The following is a 20,174-nucleotide window of genomic DNA, read 5'->3' as shown; positions in this document are numbered from 1 at the left end:
CTAGACTGCGCATCTAGCTTGAGTAGCCTGAGATAACAATCCATGTACCGTGATCGTATCCGCTTGTCCTCCCTGCACAGCAAGGTAATGAGTGCGGCCGATGCCGCTGCCCTGATCGAGGACGGCATGACCGTCGGCATGAGCGGCTTTACCCGCGCCGGCGAAGCCAAGGCCGTGCCGCACGCACTTGCCGAGCGCGCGAAAACCTCGCCGCTGAAAATCACGCTGATGACCGGCGCCAGCCTGGGCAACGACCTCGACAAGCAGCTGACCGAAGCCGGCGTACTTGCCCGGCGCATGCCGTTTCAGGTCGACAGCACACTGCGCAAGGCGATCAACCAGGGCATGGTGATGTTCATCGACCAGCACCTGTCGGAAACCGTCGAGCAACTGCGTAACAAACAGCTGCCGCTGCCGGACATTGCCGTCATCGAAGCGGTCGCGATCACCGAACAGGGCCATATCGTGCCGACCACCTCGGTGGGCAACTCGGCCAGCTTCGCCATTTTCGCCAAACGGGTGATCGTCGAGATCAACCTGTCGCACAACCCCAACCTCGAGGGTTTGCATGACATCTATATCCCAAGCTACCGGCCGACCCGCACGCCAATCCCGCTGACCAAGGTCGACGACCGTATCGGCAGCCCGGCGATTGCCATCGACCCGGCCAAGATCGTCGGCATCGTCATCAGCAATCAGCCCGACTCGCCGTCTACTGTGCTGGCTCCGGATGACGAGACCCAGGGCATCGCCAACCACCTGATCAACTTCCTCAAGAGTGAAGTCGAAGCAGGGCGCATGACCAACAAGCTTGGCCCGCTGCAGGCTGGCATCGGCAACATCGCCAACGCGGTAATGTGCGGCCTGATCGACTCGCCGTTCGAAGAACTGACCATGTACTCCGAAGTACTCCAGGATTCGACCTTCGACCTGATCGACGCCGGCAAACTGAGCTTCGCGTCAGGCAGCTCGATCACCCTGTCGAGCCGACGCAACGCCGATGTGTTCGGCAACCTCGAGCGCTACAAGGACAAACTGGTCCTGCGCCCGCAGGAGATCTCCAACCACCCTGAAGTGGTGCGGCGTCTGGGCATCATCGGCATCAACACAGCGCTCGAATTCGACATTTATGGCAACGTCAACTCGACCCATGTCTGCGGCACGCGGATGATGAACGGCATTGGTGGCTCGGGTGACTTCGCCCGCAACGCGCACCTGGCGATCTTTGTCACGAAGTCGATCGCCAAAGCGGGCGCGATCTCCAGCGTAGTGCCGATGGTCAGCCACGTCGACCATACCGAGCACGACGTCGACATCCTCGTCACCGAGCAGGGCTTGGCCGACTTGCGTGGCCTGGCCCCGCGCGAGCGGGCTCGGGTGATCATCGACAACTGTGTCCATCCCGATTACCGGGCGGCGCTGAACGATTACTTCGAGCGCGCCTGCCAGCGCGGCGGACACACGCCGCACATTTTGCGCGAAGCGCTGAGCTGGCATGAAAACCTGGAAGAAACCGGGCGCATGCTGGTCGGCTGACTGCAAATGAGTAGGCTGGTTTGACCTCCTACGAAGCCGCGTCGTGTACTTTTTGCCTCAGGCAGAAGGTGCTCGACGCGGCTTTGTGCTGCCTGAGTGCTTGGCAAGCAAACGCAACAAAACAGTTTGAATGCTTTAACTTAATTAAACTGTACTACTGTACCGGTAAATACTGACCCAATCGGCAAGTCAGGCAGTCCCAACAGCCATAAATGCACCATAATGATGCGCACCAGTACAGTTTCGCCAATTAACAGTGCAACAGTCGTGTTACGCAGTTAACTGAACCCGCCCAATACAAGTGAACTGTACCTACTGTTATGGACACAAGAGGAGGATCATTGGCATCAGTTAAATCACTACCTAATGCCGCCACAAGCGGAAGGAAGACATATCATGGAACGCACCCTCAGTTCCGGTCTGGTTTTTGAAAGCAACAGCCAATCCAACACCTCGCTGCCTCTGCGCGCTTTGTCCACTCTGCTCCTGTGGCAGCGTCGCATCGCCAGCCGCCGTCAACTTGCTCGCCTGGATGGTCGCCTTCTGGCTGACGCCGGTATCAGCGAGTCGCAGCGTTACGAAGAGCTGAGCAAGCCGTTCTGGCGCTAAGCTCCGGCTTGCCGGCCCAGGCCGGCACCGAGAATTCCTGAAACCCGTCACAGGCAACTGTGACGGGTTTTTTGTTTTTACGGCTGATACATGACTCCATATCTCGGCAACCAGTACAATTTAATGACTTGCGGTTTATACCAGTACAGTTTGCACCTATGCTGCGTCACATCCAGAAACAGCAACGCGTGATACGCTTGCGCTAACGGCCGGTGAAATAAAGTACCGTTACAGGCCGAGTGAGCGTCCGATAACCACAAGCACACCGCCCTTATCTGCAGGAGTCATCGCCATGTCCCGTAACCACTTGCTGGGCGCCGCCCTGTTGCTGACCCTGACTGGCACAGCCAATGCCACCAGCTTCATCGTCACCACCGATGCCGTAGTCGGCGCCGTTGCTGCCACTACCGATGCCACCTCCGACGTGACCTCGTCATTCCGTGACGACAAGATCGTCAAGGCTGCGCGCGACGATGCCGCCAGCTTTGTGGGCAGCGAAGGTGTGATTCGTGGCGCCAAGCTGGAAAGCGCTTTCCGTCACATCCGCCAGCAGGCGCCAACCCTGCAGGCCAGTGATGCCCAACTGGCGCAGGCGATCCTAGCCCTGTAACACCGCCCTGCGGCACACCCGGGTGCACTGGCTCTGCGCCGTGTATTCGGGTTAGCCTTCGCCCTCCGAGTTCAAGCCTGCCAAACCCATGCGTTATCTTTCGCCATTGCTGATTGCCCTCGCCGGGATGGGCAGCGCCCATGCCATGGATGTCTCGACCCAGAGCCTGGTTGTCACTGGCTACGTCACCAGCAAGGTGACCAGCGCACCGTTCGATCGCAAGCTGATGGTGCAGGCCCGTGATGATGCCGCAGCCTTTGTTGCCACCGACGGTCTGATCCGTGGTGTACGCCTGCAGGCGGCACTGCGTACCTTGCGCCATCATGCTGGCTATCAATCTGCTGACGACCTTGAACTGGCAGAAGCAATTCTCGTCCAATGATTCAATTCGACTCCCTGTATTAGTTTGGAGATGCTCCATGCGTAAATCGCTGATCGCCGCTTCCCTCGGCATGCTGCTCCTGGCCGACCTGGCCCATGCACAGACTCTGGTGGCTACCAGCAATATCATCGTCCGCGCCTTTGGCCGTTCGATCGATTTCACTTCTGATACCACCACTTCGATCCGCGACTCGAAGATCGTTCAGGATGCCCACGACGACGCCGCCAGCTTCGTTGCCAGCCGCGGTGATATTCGCGGTGCACAGCTTGAAGCGGCACTCAATACCATTCGCCAGCGTGTGCCTGAAGCACGCGACGCCAGCGATCAGGTGCTCGCCGAAGCTATTCTCGCGCTGTGAAGCGTATGCGTGCCTGGCTGCTGGGCAGCGTCCTGACGCTGCTGGGCGCGCCCGCGCTGGCCGACCTGCAGCTCGATCTGCAGGCTGACGGGCTTGACCAGCAACAACAGCAAGCCACCCAGGCGCTGCTTGATGAAGCGCTGGCAAAGCTGCCGCCGCGGTTCAAGCAGCAGCTGGATCGGCGCGTGCAGGTCAGCTGGAGCGAGCACATGCCCGCCGACGCTTATGGCCAGGCCTCGCTGGTGTCCACGCTTGACCTGAACCGGCGCTTGCTGCCCGCGCTTGCCGATGGCAGCGCGGCCACCCAGGCCACCGGCCGGCCGCACGGCACGGTACGCCAGGAGCTGCTGGCCACCGTCCTCCACGAACTCACCCATATCTATGACCGCGCCCGCCTGTGGCCCAGCGCCGATCGCCTGCTGATCAACCGCTGCAAGCGCCAACAGGACACGCTGGGCAAGATCGGCCTGCCAGAGGAATGCCGCGGCGAAGGCGAACGACGCTTCACCCTCAGCGATGATCCACGCCTGCTCGACCTGGCCGGCTGGCCGCAGTATGTCGGCCGCCGCGGCGAGCGTGAACAGCACAACAACCAGTTGGTGCGCAGCCCTGACAGTTATGAGCTGAGCAGCCCGAAGGAATACGTGGCGGTCAACATGGAGTACTTCCTCCTCGACCCAAGCTACGGCTGCCGCCGGCCGGCCCTCAATCAGTACCTGCGCGAGCACTTTGGCTGGGCGCCGCAACAGAACGAATGCGCGAAAACCCTGCCATTCATCAATGCCGGCAATGACTTCGCCCGCCAGCCGCTGGGTGAAATCGACCCCGAGCGGGTTTACGAAATCGACTACCTGCTGGCCGAGGCCAACCAGAACCTGGTCAGCCGCTGGGGCCACAGCATGCTGCGCCTGGTGATCTGCGCACCGGGCCGGCCACGTGGCCCGGATTGCCGGCTGGATCTGGACCAGAGCCTGGTGCTGTCGTACCGCGCCTTCGTCAACGATGTGCAGCTGTCCAGCTGGTCTGGCCTGGTCGGCGCTTATCCGTCACGCCTGTTCGTTCTGCCGCTGAACCAGGTGATCGACGAGTACACCAAGACCGAACTGCGCAGCCTTGCCTCGGTGCCGCTCAAACTCAGCCGCGCTGAAGTCGAAAACGTCGTGCGTCAGGCGGCAGAGATGCACTGGAGCTATGACGGCAACTACTGGTTCCTGTCCAACAACTGCGCAGTCGAAGGACTCAAATTGCTGCGCAGCGGCAGCGCCAACCCGCGCCTGAAAGACCTCGACAACATCATGCCCAACGGCTTGCTCGAGGTGCTCAAAGGCCGCGGCCTGGCCGATACCAGCGTGCTTGAGGACCGCCGCGAGGCACTGCGCCTGGGCTATCGCTTCGACTCCTACCGCGACCGCTACCAGGCCATGTTCGACGTGCTCAGAAAGCAGTTGCCGGTCAAGCAGGTCGAAGTTGAAGACTGGCTGGCGCAAGATGCCGAACAGCGCCAGCCATGGTTCCAGCGGGCCGATCTGCGCACCAGCGCGGCATTGCTGCTGCTCGAACAAGCGGCGCTGCGCCGGCAGTTGCTGCTGGCCCAGGACGAGGTCAAGCAGCGCTACCTGAATTCCACCGCGCTGAAGGACGGCACGGTCGACAAGGCCAACGCCACCTTGCAGCAGATGCTGGCCAACAGCGGCTTCCTCAGCCGCCCGGCAGAGCTGCTGGGCACCGATGGCTACGGCTTGCCGCAACCCGACGAGCGTAAACAGCTGGAGCAGGTCAGTCGTGAGCGGCAGGCGCAGTTGTTGCGCCTGAGCACCGACCTCGATACCGAAGTCCGCGCCTTGCTCGACCCGGCGCGCGGCAAGGAGATCAAAGCGGTGGAAGCCAACGTCAAGCAGATCGGTGAGCACCTGCGCGCCCTGCACAAAGCAGCTGGCGGCTTGCAACTGCCCTGAACAGAAGCCGCCGTTGCCAGCAACGGCGGCTTACAGCGCTTCTTCGGCTTCTTCCGGCAACTGTTCATCCAGATGCAGCCAGGCTACCCGGCTGCTGGTCCAGATATGCCGATTGGCCTGGACTCGCTCTGGCTGATCCAGGGTTGCCACGGTCACATCGATACTCTGCGGGCTGTGCTCAGTGCTGAGGGCCACATGCGCGCCACAGTCGCCACAAAAAAACCGACTGCAACTGGCAGGCGCCACATACAGCCGCGGCCGCCCCTTGAGCCAGCGAAAGTCGCGCCTGGGCAGGGTGATCCAGGTCACCACCAGGCCACCGCTGACGCGCCGGCAGATCGAGCAATGGCAATGCGCAACATCGTTCAGATCGCCCGCCAGGCGATACCTGATGGCGCCGCAATGGCAGCCGCCCTCGACAAACTCAGACATGATTACCTCTCGTCACCTTGGCGCCAGCGAAAGCTGGCTGAAAGCTTGCGCTCATAGGATAGCCCCCACTACCGGCACAAGACCGGTCAGCCAGGGTACCCGGACCAGTCCGCACCCGGCCCAATCAACAACAACAATGGTGATTCTGATGTCTTCCTGTGTCCGCCTCTTCGCAATACCCCTCCGGCTATTCCAAGCACAGCGCCCCACGCGCTGATCCGCCCGAAGCATTTTTTTTAATTCGTCGCGCCACGCCTGGAGTACTGCCATGCTGACCTTCCTCGGCTTTGCCATGGTCATCACCTTCATGTACCTGATCATGACCAAGCGCCTCTCGGCCTTGATCGCGCTGATCCTGGTACCGATCCTGTTCGCCCTGTTCGGTGGCTTCTCCTCCGAAATCGGCCCGATGATGCTGCAAGGCATCACCAAGCTCGCGCCAACCGGCGTGATGCTGATGTTCGCCATTCTTTACTTCGCCCTGATGATCGACTCCGGCCTGTTCGACCCGGCTGTGCGGCTGATCCTCAAGGCGGTCAAGGGTGACCCGCTGAAAGTCTCGGTCGGCACCGCAGTGCTGGCCCTGGTGGTCTCGCTCGACGGCGACGGTGCAACCACCTACATGATCTGCTGCGCCGCCATGCTGCCGCTGTACAGCCGCCTGGGCATGAGCCCGCGGATCATGGCCGGCCTGATCATCCTCGCGGGCGGGGTCATGAACATGACGCCATGGGGCGGGCCGACCGCTCGCGCTGCTAGTGCCCTGCATGTAGACCCGTCCGACATCTTCGTACCGATGATCCCGGCCATGGCCTTCGGCGTGGTGGCGATCCTGGTCATCGCCTACATGTACGGCAAGCGTGAGCGGGCTCGCCTGGGTGAACTGCACCTGCCGACCGACGACATCGACCACAGCGCTATCAGTGTGTCGCAGTTCCCTGAAGCACGCCGGCCGAAGCTGATCTGGTTCAACGGTGCCCTCACCTTGGCCCTGATGGTCGCGCTGATCGCTGGCCTGCTGCCACTGCCGGTGCTGTTCATGGTTGCCTTCAGCATCGCCATGATCGTCAACTACCCATGCCTGCAACAGCAGAAGGACCGCATTGCGGCCCACGCCGGCAGCGTGCTGGCAGTGACCGGGCTGATTTTCGCCGCGGGTATCTTCACCGGCATCCTGTCCGGCACCGGCATGGTCGACGCCATGTCGAAAAGCCTGCTGGCAGTCATCCCGGACGCACTCGGCCCGTACCTGGCTGTGATCACCGCCCTTGTCAGCATGCCGTTCACCTTCTTCATGTCCAACGATGCCTTCTACTACGGTGTGCTGCCGGTGTTGGCCGAAGCGGCCAGCCACTACGGCATCACCCCGGTGGAAATGGCCCGCGCGTCGATCGTCGGCCAGCCGGTGCATCTGCTCAGCCCGCTGGTACCCTCGACCTACCTGCTGGTCGCGCTGGCCGGCATCGAGTTCGGCGATCATCAGCGCTTCACGCTCAAGTGGGCAGTGCTGGTGTGCATGTGCATAATGCTCGGCGCACTGCTGCTGGGGACTTTCCCGCTGTTCAGCAGTCTCTAATTCATAAGCCCCATCGCGCTGCGTCCCTATCGGGCGCAGCGCCTTTTTACGTTTGAAGGAATACATATGGAATGGCTGACCAGCCCAGAAATCTGGGTTGCCTTTTTGACCCTGACGGCACTTGAGATCGTCCTCGGTATCGACAACATCATCATGATCTCGATCCTGGTCAGCCGCATGCCCAAGCACATGCAGCCGCGTACCCGGATCTTCGGCCTGGCCCTGGCCATGGTCACGCGGATCCTGCTGTTGCTGTCGATCACCTGGGTAATGCGCCTTACCGCCGACCTGTTCGAAGTGTTCGGCCAGGGCATCTCCGGGCGCGACCTGATTCTGTTCTTCGGTGGCCTGTTCCTGCTGTGGAAGAGCTCGCAAGAGATCTACCACGGCCTGGAAGGTGAAGACGAGAGCAGCGACGGCCCGAAAGGCGCTGGTGGCAAGTTCCTCTACACCATCATCCAGATCGCCATTATCGACATCGTATTCTCGCTGGACTCGGTGATCACTGCAGTCGGCATGGTCTCGCACGTGCCGGTAATGATCGCCGCGATCGTCGTGGCGGTGCTGGTGATGATGCTCTGCGCTGGTGCTATCAGTAACTTCATCGACAAACACCCGTCGCTGAAGATGCTCGCGCTTTCGTTCCTGATCGTCGTCGGTACCGTGCTGATCGCCGAATCTTTCGATGTGCATGTGCCGAAGGGCTATGTCTACTTCGCCATGGCGTTCTCGCTGGCGGTAGAAGCCATCAACATCCGTATGCGTACTGCCCGTGCACGCAAGGAAGGCGCCGAGCCTGATGCGGTGAAGCTGCGTAAGGACGTGCCTGGTCAGTAAGCCTGGCAGTTGCAGATAAAGGCCCTTCGGGGCCTTTTTTGTGGGCGGCGCCCCGGCGCTCCTGCACCAGTGAAATGTTTCAAATAGGTTTCAGCCATGCCAAGCTGGCAGCAGACGCACAAAACGACTAAAGCTTGAGTGAGCACTGGGACAACCACCCAGCCCCGGGCCAGGCTCACGGCTTCATTTTTTGGCCCCGTCTTGGGGCAATTGCAACGGGGGCCTTGCCTATGCTGACTCTGCTCAATCTGCTTTCGGCGGTCGCGCTGCTGGTGTGGGGCACGCACATTGTACGTACCGGGATCCTGCGGGTGTATGGCTCAAACCTGCGCCGGGTGATCAGCCAGAACATGAGCAAACGCCCGCTGGCGTTTCTCGCCGGCATCGTCGTCACAGCCATGGTCCAGAGCAGCAACGCCACTGCCATGCTGGTGACCTCGTTCGTCGGCCAAGGCCTGATGGCGATGACCCCGGCGCTGGCAATCATGCTCGGGGCCGACGTCGGCACCGCGCTGATGGCCAGGGTGCTGACCTTCGACCTGTCGTGGCTGTCGCCCCTGCTGCTGTTCATTGGGGTGATTTTCTTCCTCTCGCGCAAGCAGACTCGCCTCGGCCAGATGGGCAGGGTAGCGATTGGCCTTGGCCTGATCATCCTGGCCCTGCAACTGATCGTGCAGGCGGCCACGCCCATCACCCAGGCACAAGGGGTCAAGGTGCTGTTCGCCTCGCTGACCGGGGATATCCTTCTCGACGCCCTGGTCGGCGCCCTGTTCGCGATGATTTCCTACTCGAGCCTGGCGGCTGTGCTGCTCACCGCAACCCTGGCCGGCTCGGACCTGATCAGCCTGCCGGTGGCCATCGGCCTGGTGATCGGCGCCAACATCGGCAGCGGTCTGCTGGCCTTTCTGACCACCAGCATGCAGAACTCGGCAGGCCGCCGGGTGGCACTGGGTAGCCTGCTGTACAAACTGATCGGCCTGCTGCTGATGATCCCGGTGCTGCACCCGCTGGTCGACTGGATGGACACCCTCAAGCTCAGCCCGCAGGAACTGGTGATCGGCTTCCACCTGCTCTACAACACGCTGCGCTGCGTGCTCATGCTGCCGACCGTGACGCCGATGGCGCGGCTGTGCAACTTCCTCCTGCCGGAGCGCGAAAGCAGCAACGGCCAGATCCGCCCGCGCCATCTCGACCCGTCCGCGTTGCAAACGCCAAGCCTGGCGCTGGCCAACGCCGCCCGCGAAACCCTGCGCCTGGGCGACATCGTCGAGAGCCTGCTCGAGGCCATGCTCGCCGCCTTGCGCGGCACTCAGACCGCATTGCCGCAGCAGGTCCGCGCCTACACTGAAGACGTCGACGCCCTGTACAGCGCGATCAAGCTGTACCTGGCGCAGATGGACCGCGAGGACCTCAGCGCCCAGGACAACCGGCGCTGGGCCGAGATCATCGAGATCTCGGTCAACCTGAAGATGGCCAGCGACCTGGTCGAGCGCATGCTGCGCAAGGTCCAGCAGCAAAAGACCTCACAGCGCCGCGAGTTCTCCCAGGTCGGCCTGGAAGAGCTGACCGGCCTGCAGGAACAACTGCTGGCCAACCTGCGCCTGGGCCTGTCGGTGTTTCTCAGCGCCGACCCGGAAAGCGCGCAATTGCTGCTCCGTGAGAAGCGCCGCTTCCGCGCCCAGGAACGGCGCCTGGCACACGCCCATGTCAGCCGTTTGCAACGCAAAGTGGTGCAGAGTATCGAGACCAGTTCACTGCATCTGGAGCTGATCGCCGACATGAAGCGGTTGAACTCTTTGTTCTGCAGCAGTGCCTATGTGGTACTGGGCGGCTCGGACACCGGCGGGCTTATGCTCGACAGCGTGCCGGACGAAGCCCGCCAGCCCTGACCTGCACCATCTGGAGACCCCTGCTCGCCTATGCGTAGCCTGATGTTGATTTGCCTGCTGATCTGCAGCCTGCCGACCCTGGCCCTCGACCGCTCCAAGGTCGAAGGCTACCTGTTGCCCAACGGCCTGCAGGTCATCCTCAAATCCGGCTACGAGCGCGACCATGTCGCGATCCGCCTGATCGTCGGGGTCGGCCTCGATGACTTCGAGTGCGACCAGCGTGAGCTGCCGCACCTGCTCGAGCACCTGCTGTTCAGCGGCATCGATGAAACCGGCGAGGGCGGCCTGGAAGAACGCATGCAGGCACTGGGCGGCGAATGGAATGCCTACACCAGCAGCGCCGACACCACCTTCGTGATCGAGGCCCCGGCGCGCAACCAGCGCAAGGTGCTCGACCTGCTGCTGGCGGCCGTTCGCGATACCAAAATCGATGCCAAGGCCCTGGCCACTGCCAAGCAGATCATCGAGCGTGAAGACGGCGGCCACTACGGCCACCTGCAACGTTGGCTCGACCGCCAGGACATCGGCCATCGCGCCAGTGACCAATTGGCAGTCGAGCTGGGGCTGAAATGCCCGGCGCGCTCCAACCTCGACGACATGACTCTTGAGCAAGTGCAGGCCCTGCGCGACCACTGGTACGCAGCCAACAACATGACCCTGATCGTGGTCGGCGGCCTTGACCGCTTGCTGCCGGCCTATCTCGAACGCAGCTACGGCGAGCTGCCGGCGACCGAGCCCGGCGAGCGGCGTAACCTCGACAGCATCAGCCAACAGGCCGAGCAGCGCCGCGACCTGACCCGCGGCTGGCTGGGCGACAGCGTCAAACTGCACTGGCTGTTCATCGAGCCGGTGCTGGACAGCGGCCACGAGCAGACCCTCGACCTGGTTTCGCGTTACCTGGAGTGGGCAGTCTACGACCAGCTACGCCTGCGCCACGGCCTGTCCTACGGGCCTTCGGTGCAGCGTGAAAGCTTCGGCGACAGCGGCATGCTCAGCCTCAACGCCGACCTCGAGCGCGAAGACCTCAACGCAGCGATCAAGGTGTTGCAGGAGCTGTTCGAGCACCTGCGCAAAAACGGCCTCGACGCGGATACCTTTGCCCGCATCAAGGAAGCCGCCATCGCCCGCGAGAGCTGGAACAGCCAGGGCAACAGCGCCTTGGCCGACTATTACTGGGGCGCTTTGAACAACTACACCGACGGCCGCTTCAGCGACCCGATCCGCGCATTACGCCAGGTCAGCCTGAAACAGGCCGACGCCGCCTTGCAGGAGTTGCTCAAGGAGCCGGGGTACGTGCGCATCGAGCAGCCGCTGCTTGGCTATGACGAACTGTACGGCCTGGTGGCTTTGCTGCTCGGTGTGATTCTCGCCCTGGGCCTGCTGCGCCGTCGCCGTCACACACCGAGCAAGCCCAGCGGCGCTACACGCCAGCGCTGATTCAGCGGTATCCTGTGCAGAGCCATCGCGGGGCCGCCGCGATGGTGGCCCCCATACTCTTTCTGTAGCCCGTCCATGCCGCCCATCCCGCATATCGTCCAGCGCATCATCGAACTGCTCAAACGCTACCCAGGCGTGATTGCGCTGGGCGGCTTCCTGTCCGGGATCGGCAGCTTCATCCTGGTCGACCGCCAGGCCGGGCTGGCGAGTTGGGTGGCGATCCTGCTGTTGGTCAGCTGGATATGGCTGATGCTGGAGAACACCCTGACTGGTTTGTTCGCCCGCACCTTCAAGCGGGAGATCCCGCAGCCGCTACTGCGCTACGCCACGCAGATGATCCACCAGGAGAGCCTGTTCTTCGTCCTGCCATTCTTTTTCATCACCACCACCTGGAACAGCGGCCAGTTGATCTTTACCGGCCTGCTCGGCGCCGCTGGGGTGATCTCGATCGTCGACCCGCTTTACTACCGCTGGCTGGCGCCGCGGCGTTGGCTGTTCATGGCCTTGCATACCTTGACCCTGTTTGCCGCGCTGCTGACGGCGCTGCCGATCATCCTTCACCTGACCACCGCGCAGAGCTTCAAGCTGGCGCTGATCGCGGCCATGGCGCTGTCGTTCCCAAGCCTGGCCAGCAGCTTCCCGATCACCAACTGGCGCCGCGGCGTCGCGCTGGTACTGGTGACGCTGTCGGTGGGTGCCGGCGGCTGGCTGCTGCGCTCCTGGGTGCCGCCCGCCACGCTGTGGCTGACCGAAGTGGCGGTGAGCACCGAAGTGATCAACCGCCAGCCGGGTGATTCGCTGGATGAGATCCCGGTCAACCAGATTCGCGGCGCGGGGCTGTATGCATACACCGCGATCAACGCACCGCGCGGGCTCAACGAGCGGATCTATCACGTCTGGCAGTTGAACGGTAAAGAGGTCGACCGGATCGCCCTGGATATTCATGGCGGGCGCAAGGAAGGCTACCGCGCCTGGACCCACAAGCAGAACTTCCCGCCCAACCCGGTGGGCCGCTGGCAAGTCCGCGTGCTGACCGAGGACGGCCAGGTTATCGGCGTGCTGCGCTTCAAGGTGGTCGACGCTGCTGCGGCTCCAGTCAGCTGAGCAGACCGCCATTGCCCGGCAGCGCTCGCACTGCGCTATGATCGGTGCCTTCCTCGCGCACTGTCAGAAGCATGGAGCCCATGACTACACCGAGCGCCACTCTGGACACCAGCAGCCAACCGCCGTGCCTGCGTATCAGCGGTGACTGGACCCTGGCCCACTACGCCCAGCTCAAGCGCGACAGCGAGCGCCTGCGCAGTCAATACAGCAGTGACACCCGCGCCGACCTCAGCCAGCTCGGCCGCCTCGACACTGCCGGCGCCTCGCTGCTGGCCGAACTGCTCGGCAGCGAGCGGCTGTCGCGCTGCACCGATGACCTCGGCGCGGCCAACCGGGCCCTGCTGAAGACGGTCTACCACTCGGTGCAGGACTACTGCATCCCACTCAAGCAAGCCGAACGGCCGGTGCTGCTGATGCTGCTCGAGCGCATCGGCTGCTCGGTCAACAAGCTGTGGGGCGACACCCTGCAACTGCTCGGCTTCATTGGCCTGATCATCCAGACCCTGCTGTTGCGTGCGCTGCAGCCACACCGCTGGCGGCTCACACCGGTCGTTGCTCATATCGAGCAGACTGGCCTCAATGCCGCGCCCATCATCGCTTTGCTGACCTTTCTGGTCGGCGCAGTGGTGGCCTTTCTCGGCGCCACGGTGCTCGCCGCATTTGGTGCGACCATCTTCACCGTCGACCTGGTGGCGTTCTCGTTTCTGCGTGAGTTTGGCGTGCTGCTGACTGCCATTCTCATGGCCGGGCGCACTGCCAGCGCCTTTACTGCGCAGATCGGCTCGATGAAGGCCAACGAAGAGATCGACGCCATCCGCACCCTCGGCCTCAACCCGATCGAACTGCTGGTAGTGCCGCGAGTACTGGCATTGCTGATCACGCTGCCGCTGCTGACCTTTGTCGCGATGATCTGCGGCATCGTCGGAGGCGGCGTGGTCTGTGCGCTGTCGCTGGATATCTCGCCAGCCATGTTCCTTTCCCTGCTGCAGACCGATATCGGTGTGCAGCACCTGCTGGTAGGCCTGGCCAAGGCGCCGTTCTTTGCCTTTCTGATTGCCGCGATCGGTTGCCTGGAAGGCTTCAAGGTCAGCGGCAGTGCCGAGTCGGTAGGCGCCCACACCACCTCGGCGGTGGTCCAGTCGATCTTCGTGGTGATCGTGCTGGATGCCGTTGCAGCGCTGTTCTTCATGGAGATGGGCTGGTGAGTGCAGCAACCCAGGCAGTAATCCAGGCGCGCGGGCTGTGCAACCGCTTTGGCACCCAGAGCGTGCACGAGAATCTCGACCTCGATCTGTACAAAGGCGAGATCCTCGCGGTAGTCGGCGGCTCGGGCAGCGGCAAGTCGGTGCTGCTGCGCAGCATCGTTGGCCTGCGCCAGCCCGACGAGGGTCAGGTCAAGGTGTTCGGCCAGGACCTGGCCACCCTCGACAACGAACAGCGCTCGCAGGTCGAGCGGCGCTTTGGCGTACTGTTCCAGAAGGGCGCGTTGTTCTCGTCGCTGACCATTACCGAAAACGTTGCCCTGCCACTGATCGAACACGCCGGCCTGTCGCGCACTGATGCCGAGCATCTTGCCGGGGTCAAGCTGGCCCTGGCAGGGCTGCCGATTTCCGCCGCCGACAAGTACCCCGCATCGCTGTCAGGCGGGATGATCAAGCGCGCGGCGCTGGCGCGGGCATTGGCGCTGGACCCGGACATCCTGTTTCTGGATGAACCCACCGCCGGGCTCGACCCGATCGGTGCGGCGGCCTTCGACCAGTTGATCCTGACCCTGCGTGATGCGTTGGGTTTGAGCGTGTTCCTGATCACCCATGACCTGGATACGCTGTACACCATTACCGACCGCATCGCCGTGCTGTCGCAGAAAAAGGTGCTGGTAGCCGGCCCCTTGGCCGAGGTCGAGCTTACCGACGACCCCTGGATCCACGATTACTTTCACGGCCCACGCGGGCGCGCAGCGGCTCAAGCTGCCAGCCGTGTCGGGCAGGAGCGCTGAAGCATGGAAACCCGAGCTCATCATGTGTTGATCGGTCTGGTCACCGTTCTGGTCGTGGCTGGCGCCTTGTTGTTCGGCTTGTGGCTGACCAAGTCCAGCGTCGACTCGACCTTCAAGGACTATCAGGTGGTATTCAACGAGGCGGTCTCCGGTCTGTCGCGCGGCAGCCCGGTGCAGTACAACGGCATCAAGGTCGGTGACGTCACCACCCTGCGCCTGGACCCGCAAGACCCACGTCGGGTGCTGGCACGCATCCGCCTCAGCGCCGACACGCCGGTCAAGCAGGACACCCAGGCCAAGCTGACCCTGGCCGGGGTTACCGGCAACGCCTTTATCCAGCTCAGCGGCGGCACCCCACAAAGCCCAGAACTGAAAGGCAAGGACGGCCAATTGCCGGTGATCGTTGCCTCGCCATCGCCGATCTCGCGCCTGCTCAACGACAGCAGCGACGTGGTCGGCAACATCAACCTGTTGTTGCACAACGCCAATCAGCTGCTCTCCGACGACAACGTCAGCCGCCTCAGCAACACCTTGGCCAACCTTGAGCAAACCACCGGCGCTTTCGCCAGCCAAAAGGGCGGTATCAGCGACGCCATCGCCCAGCTGGCGGCAGTCGGCAAGCAGGCCAACGCCACCCTGGCCGAGACCCAGGCGCTGATGCGCAACGCCAACGGCTTGCTCGGCACCCAGGGCAAGCAAGCCTTCGGCAGCGCCGAGCAGGCCATGAACGCCCTGGCCGAGAGCACCGCGACCATCAACGACCTGCTCAAGAACAACCGCGAGGCCATCGACGATGGAGCCCAGGGCTTGAACCAGCTGACCCCGGCGATCCGCGAACTGCGCGAAACCCTCAACGCCCTCAAGGGCATCTCGCGCCGCCTCGAAGCCGACCCCAGCGGCTACCTGCTGGGTCGCGACAATGACAAGGAGTTCCAGCCATGACCCCGCTGCGCCTGATCGCACTGCTGGCCACGCTGAGCCTGGCCAGCGCCTGCTCGATCCTGCCGCAAAGCCCGCCGGTGGATATCTACCGCCTGCCGGTCAAGCAGCCCATCAGCAGCAACGCGCCGCTGACCTGGTCACTGCGGGTGAACAAGCCACTGGCCAGCGAGGCGCTCGCCGGGCAACGCATTGCGGTGATCGCCCAGGGCGACGTGATCAGTGGTTACAAAGGCGCCCGCTGGAGCGACCCGGTGCCGTTGCTGGTACGCAATCGGCTGCTCGATGGCTTCCAGCGGGATGGCCGGGTACAGCGCCTGAGCGCTGACGACAGCAATCTGCAAGCCGATTACGAGCTGGCCGGCGAGTTGCTGGCGTTCAACAGCGAATACCGCGAGGGCAGGGTAGAGGTGGTGATCAGCTACGATGCGCGCCTGGTGCAGGGCCGCAGCCAGCGCATCGTCGCCAGCCGGCGCTTTGAAGTGCGCCAGCCGCTAAGTGCTACTCAGGTGCCTGCGGTGGTCACCGGCTTTGGTGCCGCCAGCGACCAACTGATGAGCCAGCTGGTCGACTGGACACTTGCTCAGGTCGCTCAGGCTCAGGCGAAGAACCAGTAGCAGACGCAGATCGCTGCGATCACCCCGGACAGCTCGGCCAGCAGCGCGCAGCCCACTGCATGGCGCACGCGCTGGATGCCGACCGCGCCGAAGTACACCGCCAGCACATAGAAGGTGGTCTCGGTGCTGCCCTGGATGGTTGCCGCAACCAACGCCGGGAAGCTGTCGACGCCCTGGCTTTGCATGGTTTCGATCATCATGGCCCGCGCGGCGCTGCCAGAGAAGGGCTTCACCAGCGCAGTGGGCAGGCCATCGACGAAGCGCGTGTCCAGGCCCACCCACTCGACCAGGTGGCGAATCCCGTCCAATGCCAATTCCAGCGCCCCAGAAGCGCGCAGCACGCCCACCGCGCAGAGCATGGCGACCAGATACGGCAGCAGGCTCTTGGCGACGTCAAAGCCTTCCTTGGCGCCTTCGATGAAGGTTTCGTACACCTTGACCCGGCGCAGGGCGCCAACCACCAGGAACGACATGATGATGCCGAACAGGGTCAGGTTGCCCAGGATCGACGACAGGCCTGCCAGCGCAGTCGCCGACAGCGTGCCCAGAAACGCCATGAAGCCGCCCAGCAGCAGCGCGCCAGGGACCAGATAGGCGAGCACCACCGGATCCCACAAGCGCAGCCGCTGCATCACCGCGACCGACAGCAGCCCGACCAGGGTCGAGACGCTGGTGGCCAGCAGGATCGGCAGGAACACCATGGTCGGGTCAGGTGCGCCTTGCTGGGCGCGGAACATGAAGATGGTCACCGGCAGCAGGGTCAGCGACGAGGCGTTGAGCACCAGGAACAGGATCTGCGCATTGCTCGCCGTGGTGCTGCTCGGGTTGAGCTCCTGCAGTGCGCGCATCGCCTTCAGGCCGATCGGCGTCGCCGCGTTGTCCAGGCCCAGGCCATTGGCGGCGAAGTTCATGGTGATCAAGCCCAACGCAGGGTGGCCGCGGGGCACCTCCGGCATCAGCCGGGCGAACAGCGGGCCGAGCATCTTCGCCAGCCACTCGACAATGCCGGCCTGTTCGGCAATCTTGAGAAAGCCCAGCCACAGGGTCAGGGTGCCGAACAACAGGACCATGACTTCGACCGACAGCTTGGCCATGGCAAAGATGCTCTCGACCATCGCGGCGAAGATCCCGGCGTTGCCGCCGACCAGCCACTGCGCCATGGCGGAGATGGCCGCGACCAGGAAAAAGCTGAGCCAAAGGCCGTTTAGCATCCGCGTGTTCCCCCGAAAAATGCCACGCATGATAACGCAAGCGGCTGGGTACTTTCTGCAGGCAACAAAAAACCCCGGCATGCGGGGCTCTTGTGGGTCTGCGTTGTCTGGGGCAGGGGCCGCTTTGCGGCCCCAACCACCGCAAATCTTACTGCTTGGCAGCCTCGCCCACAGCGCCAGCAGCCTTGTTACCGGCCATATGCGGCAGCGAGTTGTAATACGCCTCACCCTTGGCCGAGTCGTACATACCTTCCCAACGAGCGATGACCAGCGCGGCCAGGGCGTTGCCAATCACGTTCAGGGCGGTCCGCGCCATGTCCATGATGCGGTCGACACCGGCGATGAATGCCAGGCCTTCCAGCGGGATGCCAACACTGCCCAGGGTCGCCAGCAGGACCACGAACGACACGCCCGGCACACCGGCGATACCTTTGGAGGTGACCATCAAGGTCAGCACCAGCAGCAGCTGCTGGCTCCACGACAGGTCGATGCCATACAGCTGGGCAATGAAGATTGCCGCGATGCTCTGGTACAGGGTCGAGCCGTCGAGGTTGAACGAGTAGCCGGTCGGAACCACGAAGCTGCAGATCGACTTCGGCGCGCCGTACTTCTCCATCTTCTCGATCACACGTGGCAGCACGGTCTCGGAGCTGGAGGTGGAGTAGGCGAGGATCATCTCGTCTTTCATGATGCGCATGATCTTGATGATCGAGAAGCCGAACATCCGCGCGACCAGGCCCAGCACCATGAAGGCGAAGAAGGCGATGGCGAAGTACACCAGCACCACCAGCTTGGCCAGCGGCAGCAGCGACGAGAAGCCGAAGTTGGCGACGGTCACGGCGATCAGGGCGAACACGCCGATCGGGGCGTAGTTCATGATCATGTGGGTGACCTTGAACATGGTTTCCGATACGGCCTGGAAGGTGCGTACCAGCGGATCACGCAGGTCAGCCTGCAGGCTCGAAAGGCCCAGACCGAACATCACCGAGAAGAAGATGATCGGCAGCATTTCGCCGCGGGCAACCGCTGCAAAGATGTTCGAAGGGATCAGGTTGAGCAGGGTCTCGATGAACGCATGCTCATGCTGCACCTCGGCCGCAGTGGCCTGGTACTTGGAGATGTCCACCGTACCCAGAGTGCTCATGTCGATGCCGACACCAGGGTGGAACAGGTTGGCCAGGCCGAGGCCGACGACGATGGCAATGGTCGTCACCACCTCGAAGTAGAGAATGGTCTTCAGGCCGATGCTGCCCAGCTTCTTCGCGTCGCCAACCCCGGCGATGCCCACGATCAGCGACGAAATCACGATCGGGACGACGATCATCTTGATCAGGCGAATGAAGATATCACCGGCAGGCTGCAGGACATTGGTGATCCACCATGCCTTTTCTGCACTGAAATGGTTCAGCAGCGCGCCGATTGCAACGCCCAGTACAAGCCCTATGAGGATTTGCCAGGCGAGGCTTAGTTTTGCCTTCTTCATGTCGTTACCTTTTCTTCTAGTGGTCAGGGGCATCGAGCGGAAACGCGCGTACCAGAGCCATTAGAAGCATGCTTGGCAGCGAGATTGTTCCGTACGACGACTCCATCGAAGGTCAGCGCAAGCGAGCGGTTCGGCGCTCTGGCTAGCGAAAAAGGCGGCAACTATTGCTACGCAGGCGGGGCCAGTCTAATGCCGGAAACGACTACCCTATGCCGGATCGGCATAATAGCCCGAGGCAAAACGACGCAGCTGCAAGTCATTGATTTATAACGTTCGGCTTTCCGAACAAGACCAAAGCGCCATGAAACCGCCAATTTGGCAGATATGGCATGGTCATGCACAACTTCTGTTCGACAATCCGAATGGGATGCACAGGGTGTAGGAAAGGAGAGGTTACGGAGGAAAATAATTCGATGTACGGTCACGACAAAATGTGTCTTCAGCACAATTTGGCGACAAGCGCTCGGAGCACATCCATAGACGCTTCGGAAGCCAGGCCTGGCACAGTGCATTCGGCACTGCCAGACCTGAGACTTCCGATGCCATCTTTTCCTGACCCGGCCCAATCAATGGAGGCACTCCCTGTACCCCTAGGCCACTCCGACCCTGCAACAGTCAGAACAGCCCGGCCCCATGGTCATGTGCCAACCCTCTTCGAGTCGGCGCATCATAGAAGCCTGAACCTTAGAAAGGTTCGGCTTCTATTGCATTACAGTTGCGTGAACTTTAGTCAGTACCACTTCGGATCACGCTTGAGCTGCTCCTGCAACATCGCCTTCATGCCGTCATCCGGCTTGCCCAGCCAGCGGTATTGCGCATGGCGGGTTGGCGACTTGTCCTTGGGCAATCCCTCGGGTACTTCCACGAGCATCCCGTAGGCATCGTCCTTGTCCCAGCTAAACGCCACGATCAGCCGCTTGTAGGTGCAGTTGTCAGCCGATTCGCACAGCGGACCGACAAGGTACTTGTCGCCATCCTCTGTCACCGCCGACATCTGCTCCTGCGAACTGCCGCTGAGGTTAATCACCCACTCGGGCAATCGCTCCTCCCCTTTCAGGGTGTCCTGCCAGGTTTCAACATACTCGGGGTCTGTCGCCAACAATTGGTTGGCGTGGACCTGGCCATCATTGGCCGCCATCGCCGCCGCGCTACTGCCCAACAGCAGGGCAGTAGCCAGGGCTTTGCTGATCATCCGCTTCATGG

19 protein-coding genes are annotated in these 20,174 nt (G+C 62.4%); 15 read left to right on the top strand and 4 right to left on the bottom strand.

Going from position 1 to position 20,174, the window contains the following annotated elements:
• Positions 1-42: 42 nt before the first annotated feature.
• The 6 genes from M2396_RS12500 to M2396_RS12475 all read left to right on the top strand — a co-directional run bounded on the left by M2396_RS12500 (position 43) and on the right by M2396_RS12475 (position 5,450).
• Positions 43-1,536 carry an acetyl-CoA hydrolase/transferase family protein gene (locus M2396_RS12500; protein WP_101322674.1) on the top strand — a complete coding sequence of 498 codons (1,494 nt, stop codon included), beginning with the start codon at positions 43-45 and terminating at the stop codon, positions 1,534-1,536.
• 396 nt (positions 1,537-1,932) lie between these two features.
• On the top strand, positions 1,933-2,145 hold the full coding sequence (locus M2396_RS12495; protein WP_101322675.1) for a DUF1127 domain-containing protein: 213 nt from the start codon (positions 1,933-1,935) through the stop codon (positions 2,143-2,145).
• A gap of 292 nt (positions 2,146-2,437) precedes the next feature.
• Positions 2,438-2,755, top strand: coding sequence for a DUF2388 domain-containing protein (locus M2396_RS12490; protein WP_101322676.1), 318 nt, complete (start codon positions 2,438-2,440; stop codon positions 2,753-2,755).
• A gap of 88 nt (positions 2,756-2,843) precedes the next feature.
• A complete protein-coding gene (locus M2396_RS12485; RefSeq protein WP_101322677.1) occupies positions 2,844-3,137 on the top strand; it encodes a DUF2388 domain-containing protein in 294 nt (97 codons plus the stop codon).
• 37 nt (positions 3,138-3,174) lie between these two features.
• Positions 3,175-3,495: a DUF2388 domain-containing protein gene (locus M2396_RS12480; protein WP_101322678.1), complete on the top strand. Its 321-nt coding sequence runs from the start codon at positions 3,175-3,177 to the stop codon at positions 3,493-3,495.
• The gene (locus M2396_RS12475) at positions 3,492-5,450 is read left to right on the top strand and encodes a DUF4105 domain-containing protein (RefSeq protein ID WP_101322679.1); all 1,959 of its coding nucleotides are present in this window, start codon (positions 3,492-3,494) and stop codon (positions 5,448-5,450) included. Before M2396_RS12480 ends, M2396_RS12475 begins: the two co-directional genes overlap by 4 nt.
• Positions 5,451-5,480: 30 nt before the next feature.
• Here M2396_RS12475 and M2396_RS12470 read toward each other — a convergent pair whose 3' ends face one another.
• Positions 5,481-5,882, bottom strand: a complete 402-nt coding sequence (locus M2396_RS12470; RefSeq protein WP_150570243.1) for a GFA family protein — start codon at positions 5,880-5,882, stop codon at positions 5,481-5,483.
• A 268-nt stretch (positions 5,883-6,150) separates the two neighbouring features.
• Here M2396_RS12470 and M2396_RS12465 point away from each other — a divergent pair, with 268 nt between their 5' ends.
• From M2396_RS12465 to M2396_RS12425, 9 genes are all read left to right on the top strand, one after another.
• Complete coding sequence (locus M2396_RS12465) at positions 6,151-7,458, top strand: CitMHS family transporter (protein WP_101322682.1); 1,308 nt, start codon at positions 6,151-6,153, stop codon at positions 7,456-7,458.
• A 66-nt stretch (positions 7,459-7,524) separates the two neighbouring features.
• On the top strand, positions 7,525-8,295 hold the full coding sequence (locus M2396_RS12460; protein WP_101322683.1) for a TerC family protein: 771 nt from the start codon (positions 7,525-7,527) through the stop codon (positions 8,293-8,295).
• A gap of 230 nt (positions 8,296-8,525) precedes the next feature.
• Positions 8,526-10,184, top strand: a complete 1,659-nt coding sequence (locus tag M2396_RS12455) for a Na/Pi cotransporter family protein (RefSeq protein WP_150570244.1) — start codon at positions 8,526-8,528, stop codon at positions 10,182-10,184.
• A 30-nt stretch (positions 10,185-10,214) separates the two neighbouring features.
• Entirely contained in the window at positions 10,215-11,621 is a 1,407-nt protein-coding gene (locus tag M2396_RS12450) for a pitrilysin family protein (protein WP_188036899.1), read from the top strand.
• A 75-nt stretch (positions 11,622-11,696) separates the two neighbouring features.
• Positions 11,697-12,725, top strand: coding sequence for a DUF2914 domain-containing protein (locus M2396_RS12445; protein ID WP_259075225.1), 1,029 nt, complete (start codon positions 11,697-11,699; stop codon positions 12,723-12,725).
• A gap of 71 nt (positions 12,726-12,796) precedes the next feature.
• Positions 12,797-13,930, top strand: a complete 1,134-nt coding sequence (locus M2396_RS12440; protein WP_101322687.1) for an ABC transporter permease — start codon at positions 12,797-12,799, stop codon at positions 13,928-13,930.
• On the top strand, positions 13,927-14,721 hold the full coding sequence (locus M2396_RS12435) for an ABC transporter ATP-binding protein (protein WP_259075223.1): 795 nt from the start codon (positions 13,927-13,929) through the stop codon (positions 14,719-14,721). Before M2396_RS12440 ends, M2396_RS12435 begins: the two co-directional genes overlap by 4 nt.
• 3 nt (positions 14,722-14,724) lie before the next feature.
• Complete coding sequence (locus M2396_RS12430) at positions 14,725-15,663, top strand: MlaD family protein (protein WP_101322689.1); 939 nt, start codon at positions 14,725-14,727, stop codon at positions 15,661-15,663.
• Positions 15,660-16,277 (top strand): ABC-type transport auxiliary lipoprotein family protein, encoded by a 618-nt coding sequence (locus tag M2396_RS12425; RefSeq protein ID WP_259075220.1) that lies wholly within the window; start codon positions 15,660-15,662, stop codon positions 16,275-16,277. The genes M2396_RS12430 and M2396_RS12425 overlap by 4 nt, the downstream gene beginning before the upstream one ends.
• Here M2396_RS12425 and M2396_RS12420 read toward each other — a convergent pair.
• The 3 genes from M2396_RS12420 to M2396_RS12410 form a co-directional block, all read right to left on the bottom strand.
• Positions 16,259-17,488 carry a nucleoside recognition domain-containing protein gene (locus tag M2396_RS12420; RefSeq protein WP_259075218.1) on the bottom strand — a complete coding sequence of 410 codons (1,230 nt, stop codon included), beginning with the start codon at positions 17,486-17,488 and terminating at the stop codon, positions 16,259-16,261. The genes M2396_RS12425 and M2396_RS12420 overlap by 19 nt on opposite strands.
• A 148-nt stretch (positions 17,489-17,636) precedes the next feature.
• Entirely contained in the window at positions 17,637-18,971 is a 1,335-nt protein-coding gene (gene gltP / locus M2396_RS12415; RefSeq protein ID WP_101322692.1) for a glutamate/aspartate:proton symporter GltP, read from the bottom strand.
• Positions 18,972-19,701: 730 nt separating this feature from the next.
• Entirely contained in the window at positions 19,702-20,172 is a 471-nt protein-coding gene (locus tag M2396_RS12410; RefSeq protein ID WP_101322693.1) for an inhibitor of vertebrate lysozyme family protein, read from the bottom strand.
• Positions 20,173-20,174: the final 2 nt, after the last annotated feature.

It is taken from the genome of Pseudomonas sp. BIGb0278 (genome assembly GCF_024809895.1).
In the GTDB taxonomy this organism is placed as follows: Bacteria; Pseudomonadota; Gammaproteobacteria; order Pseudomonadales; family Pseudomonadaceae; genus Aquipseudomonas; species Aquipseudomonas shirazensis.
Note: the sequence above shows the minus strand (reverse complement) of the source record. Positions and strands in the feature narration are given on the sequence as shown.

Bases quoted from the DNA above. Each gene is read 5' to 3' on its own strand.
- M2396_RS12410 (WP_101322693.1), bottom strand. From the start codon at position 20,172: ATGAAGCGGATGATCAGCAAAGCCCTGGCTACTGCCCTGCTGTTGGGC.
- M2396_RS12430 (WP_101322689.1), top strand. From the start codon at position 14,725: ATGGAAACCCGAGCTCATCATGTGTTGATCGGTCTGGTCACCGTTCTG.
- M2396_RS12450 (WP_188036899.1), top strand. From the start codon at position 10,215: ATGCGTAGCCTGATGTTGATTTGCCTGCTGATCTGCAGCCTGCCGACC.
- M2396_RS12490 (WP_101322676.1), top strand. From the start codon at position 2,438: ATGTCCCGTAACCACTTGCTGGGCGCCGCCCTGTTGCTGACCCTGACT.
- M2396_RS12500 (WP_101322674.1), top strand. From the start codon at position 43: ATGTACCGTGATCGTATCCGCTTGTCCTCCCTGCACAGCAAGGTAATG.
- M2396_RS12465 (WP_101322682.1), top strand. From the start codon at position 6,151: ATGCTGACCTTCCTCGGCTTTGCCATGGTCATCACCTTCATGTACCTG.
- M2396_RS12445 (WP_259075225.1), top strand. From the start codon at position 11,697: ATGCCGCCCATCCCGCATATCGTCCAGCGCATCATCGAACTGCTCAAA.
- M2396_RS12470 (WP_150570243.1), bottom strand. From the start codon at position 5,882: ATGTCTGAGTTTGTCGAGGGCGGCTGCCATTGCGGCGCCATCAGGTAT.
- gltP (WP_101322692.1), bottom strand. From the start codon at position 18,971: ATGAAGAAGGCAAAACTAAGCCTCGCCTGGCAAATCCTCATAGGGCTT.
- M2396_RS12495 (WP_101322675.1), top strand. From the start codon at position 1,933: ATGGAACGCACCCTCAGTTCCGGTCTGGTTTTTGAAAGCAACAGCCAA.
- M2396_RS12455 (WP_150570244.1), top strand. From the start codon at position 8,526: ATGCTGACTCTGCTCAATCTGCTTTCGGCGGTCGCGCTGCTGGTGTGG.
- M2396_RS12440 (WP_101322687.1), top strand. From the start codon at position 12,797: ATGGAGCCCATGACTACACCGAGCGCCACTCTGGACACCAGCAGCCAA.
- M2396_RS12425 (WP_259075220.1), top strand. From the start codon at position 15,660: ATGACCCCGCTGCGCCTGATCGCACTGCTGGCCACGCTGAGCCTGGCC.
- M2396_RS12460 (WP_101322683.1), top strand. From the start codon at position 7,525: ATGGAATGGCTGACCAGCCCAGAAATCTGGGTTGCCTTTTTGACCCTG.
- M2396_RS12480 (WP_101322678.1), top strand. From the start codon at position 3,175: ATGCGTAAATCGCTGATCGCCGCTTCCCTCGGCATGCTGCTCCTGGCC.
- M2396_RS12485 (WP_101322677.1), top strand. From the start codon at position 2,844: ATGCGTTATCTTTCGCCATTGCTGATTGCCCTCGCCGGGATGGGCAGC.
- M2396_RS12420 (WP_259075218.1), bottom strand. From the start codon at position 17,488: ATGCTAAACGGCCTTTGGCTCAGCTTTTTCCTGGTCGCGGCCATCTCC.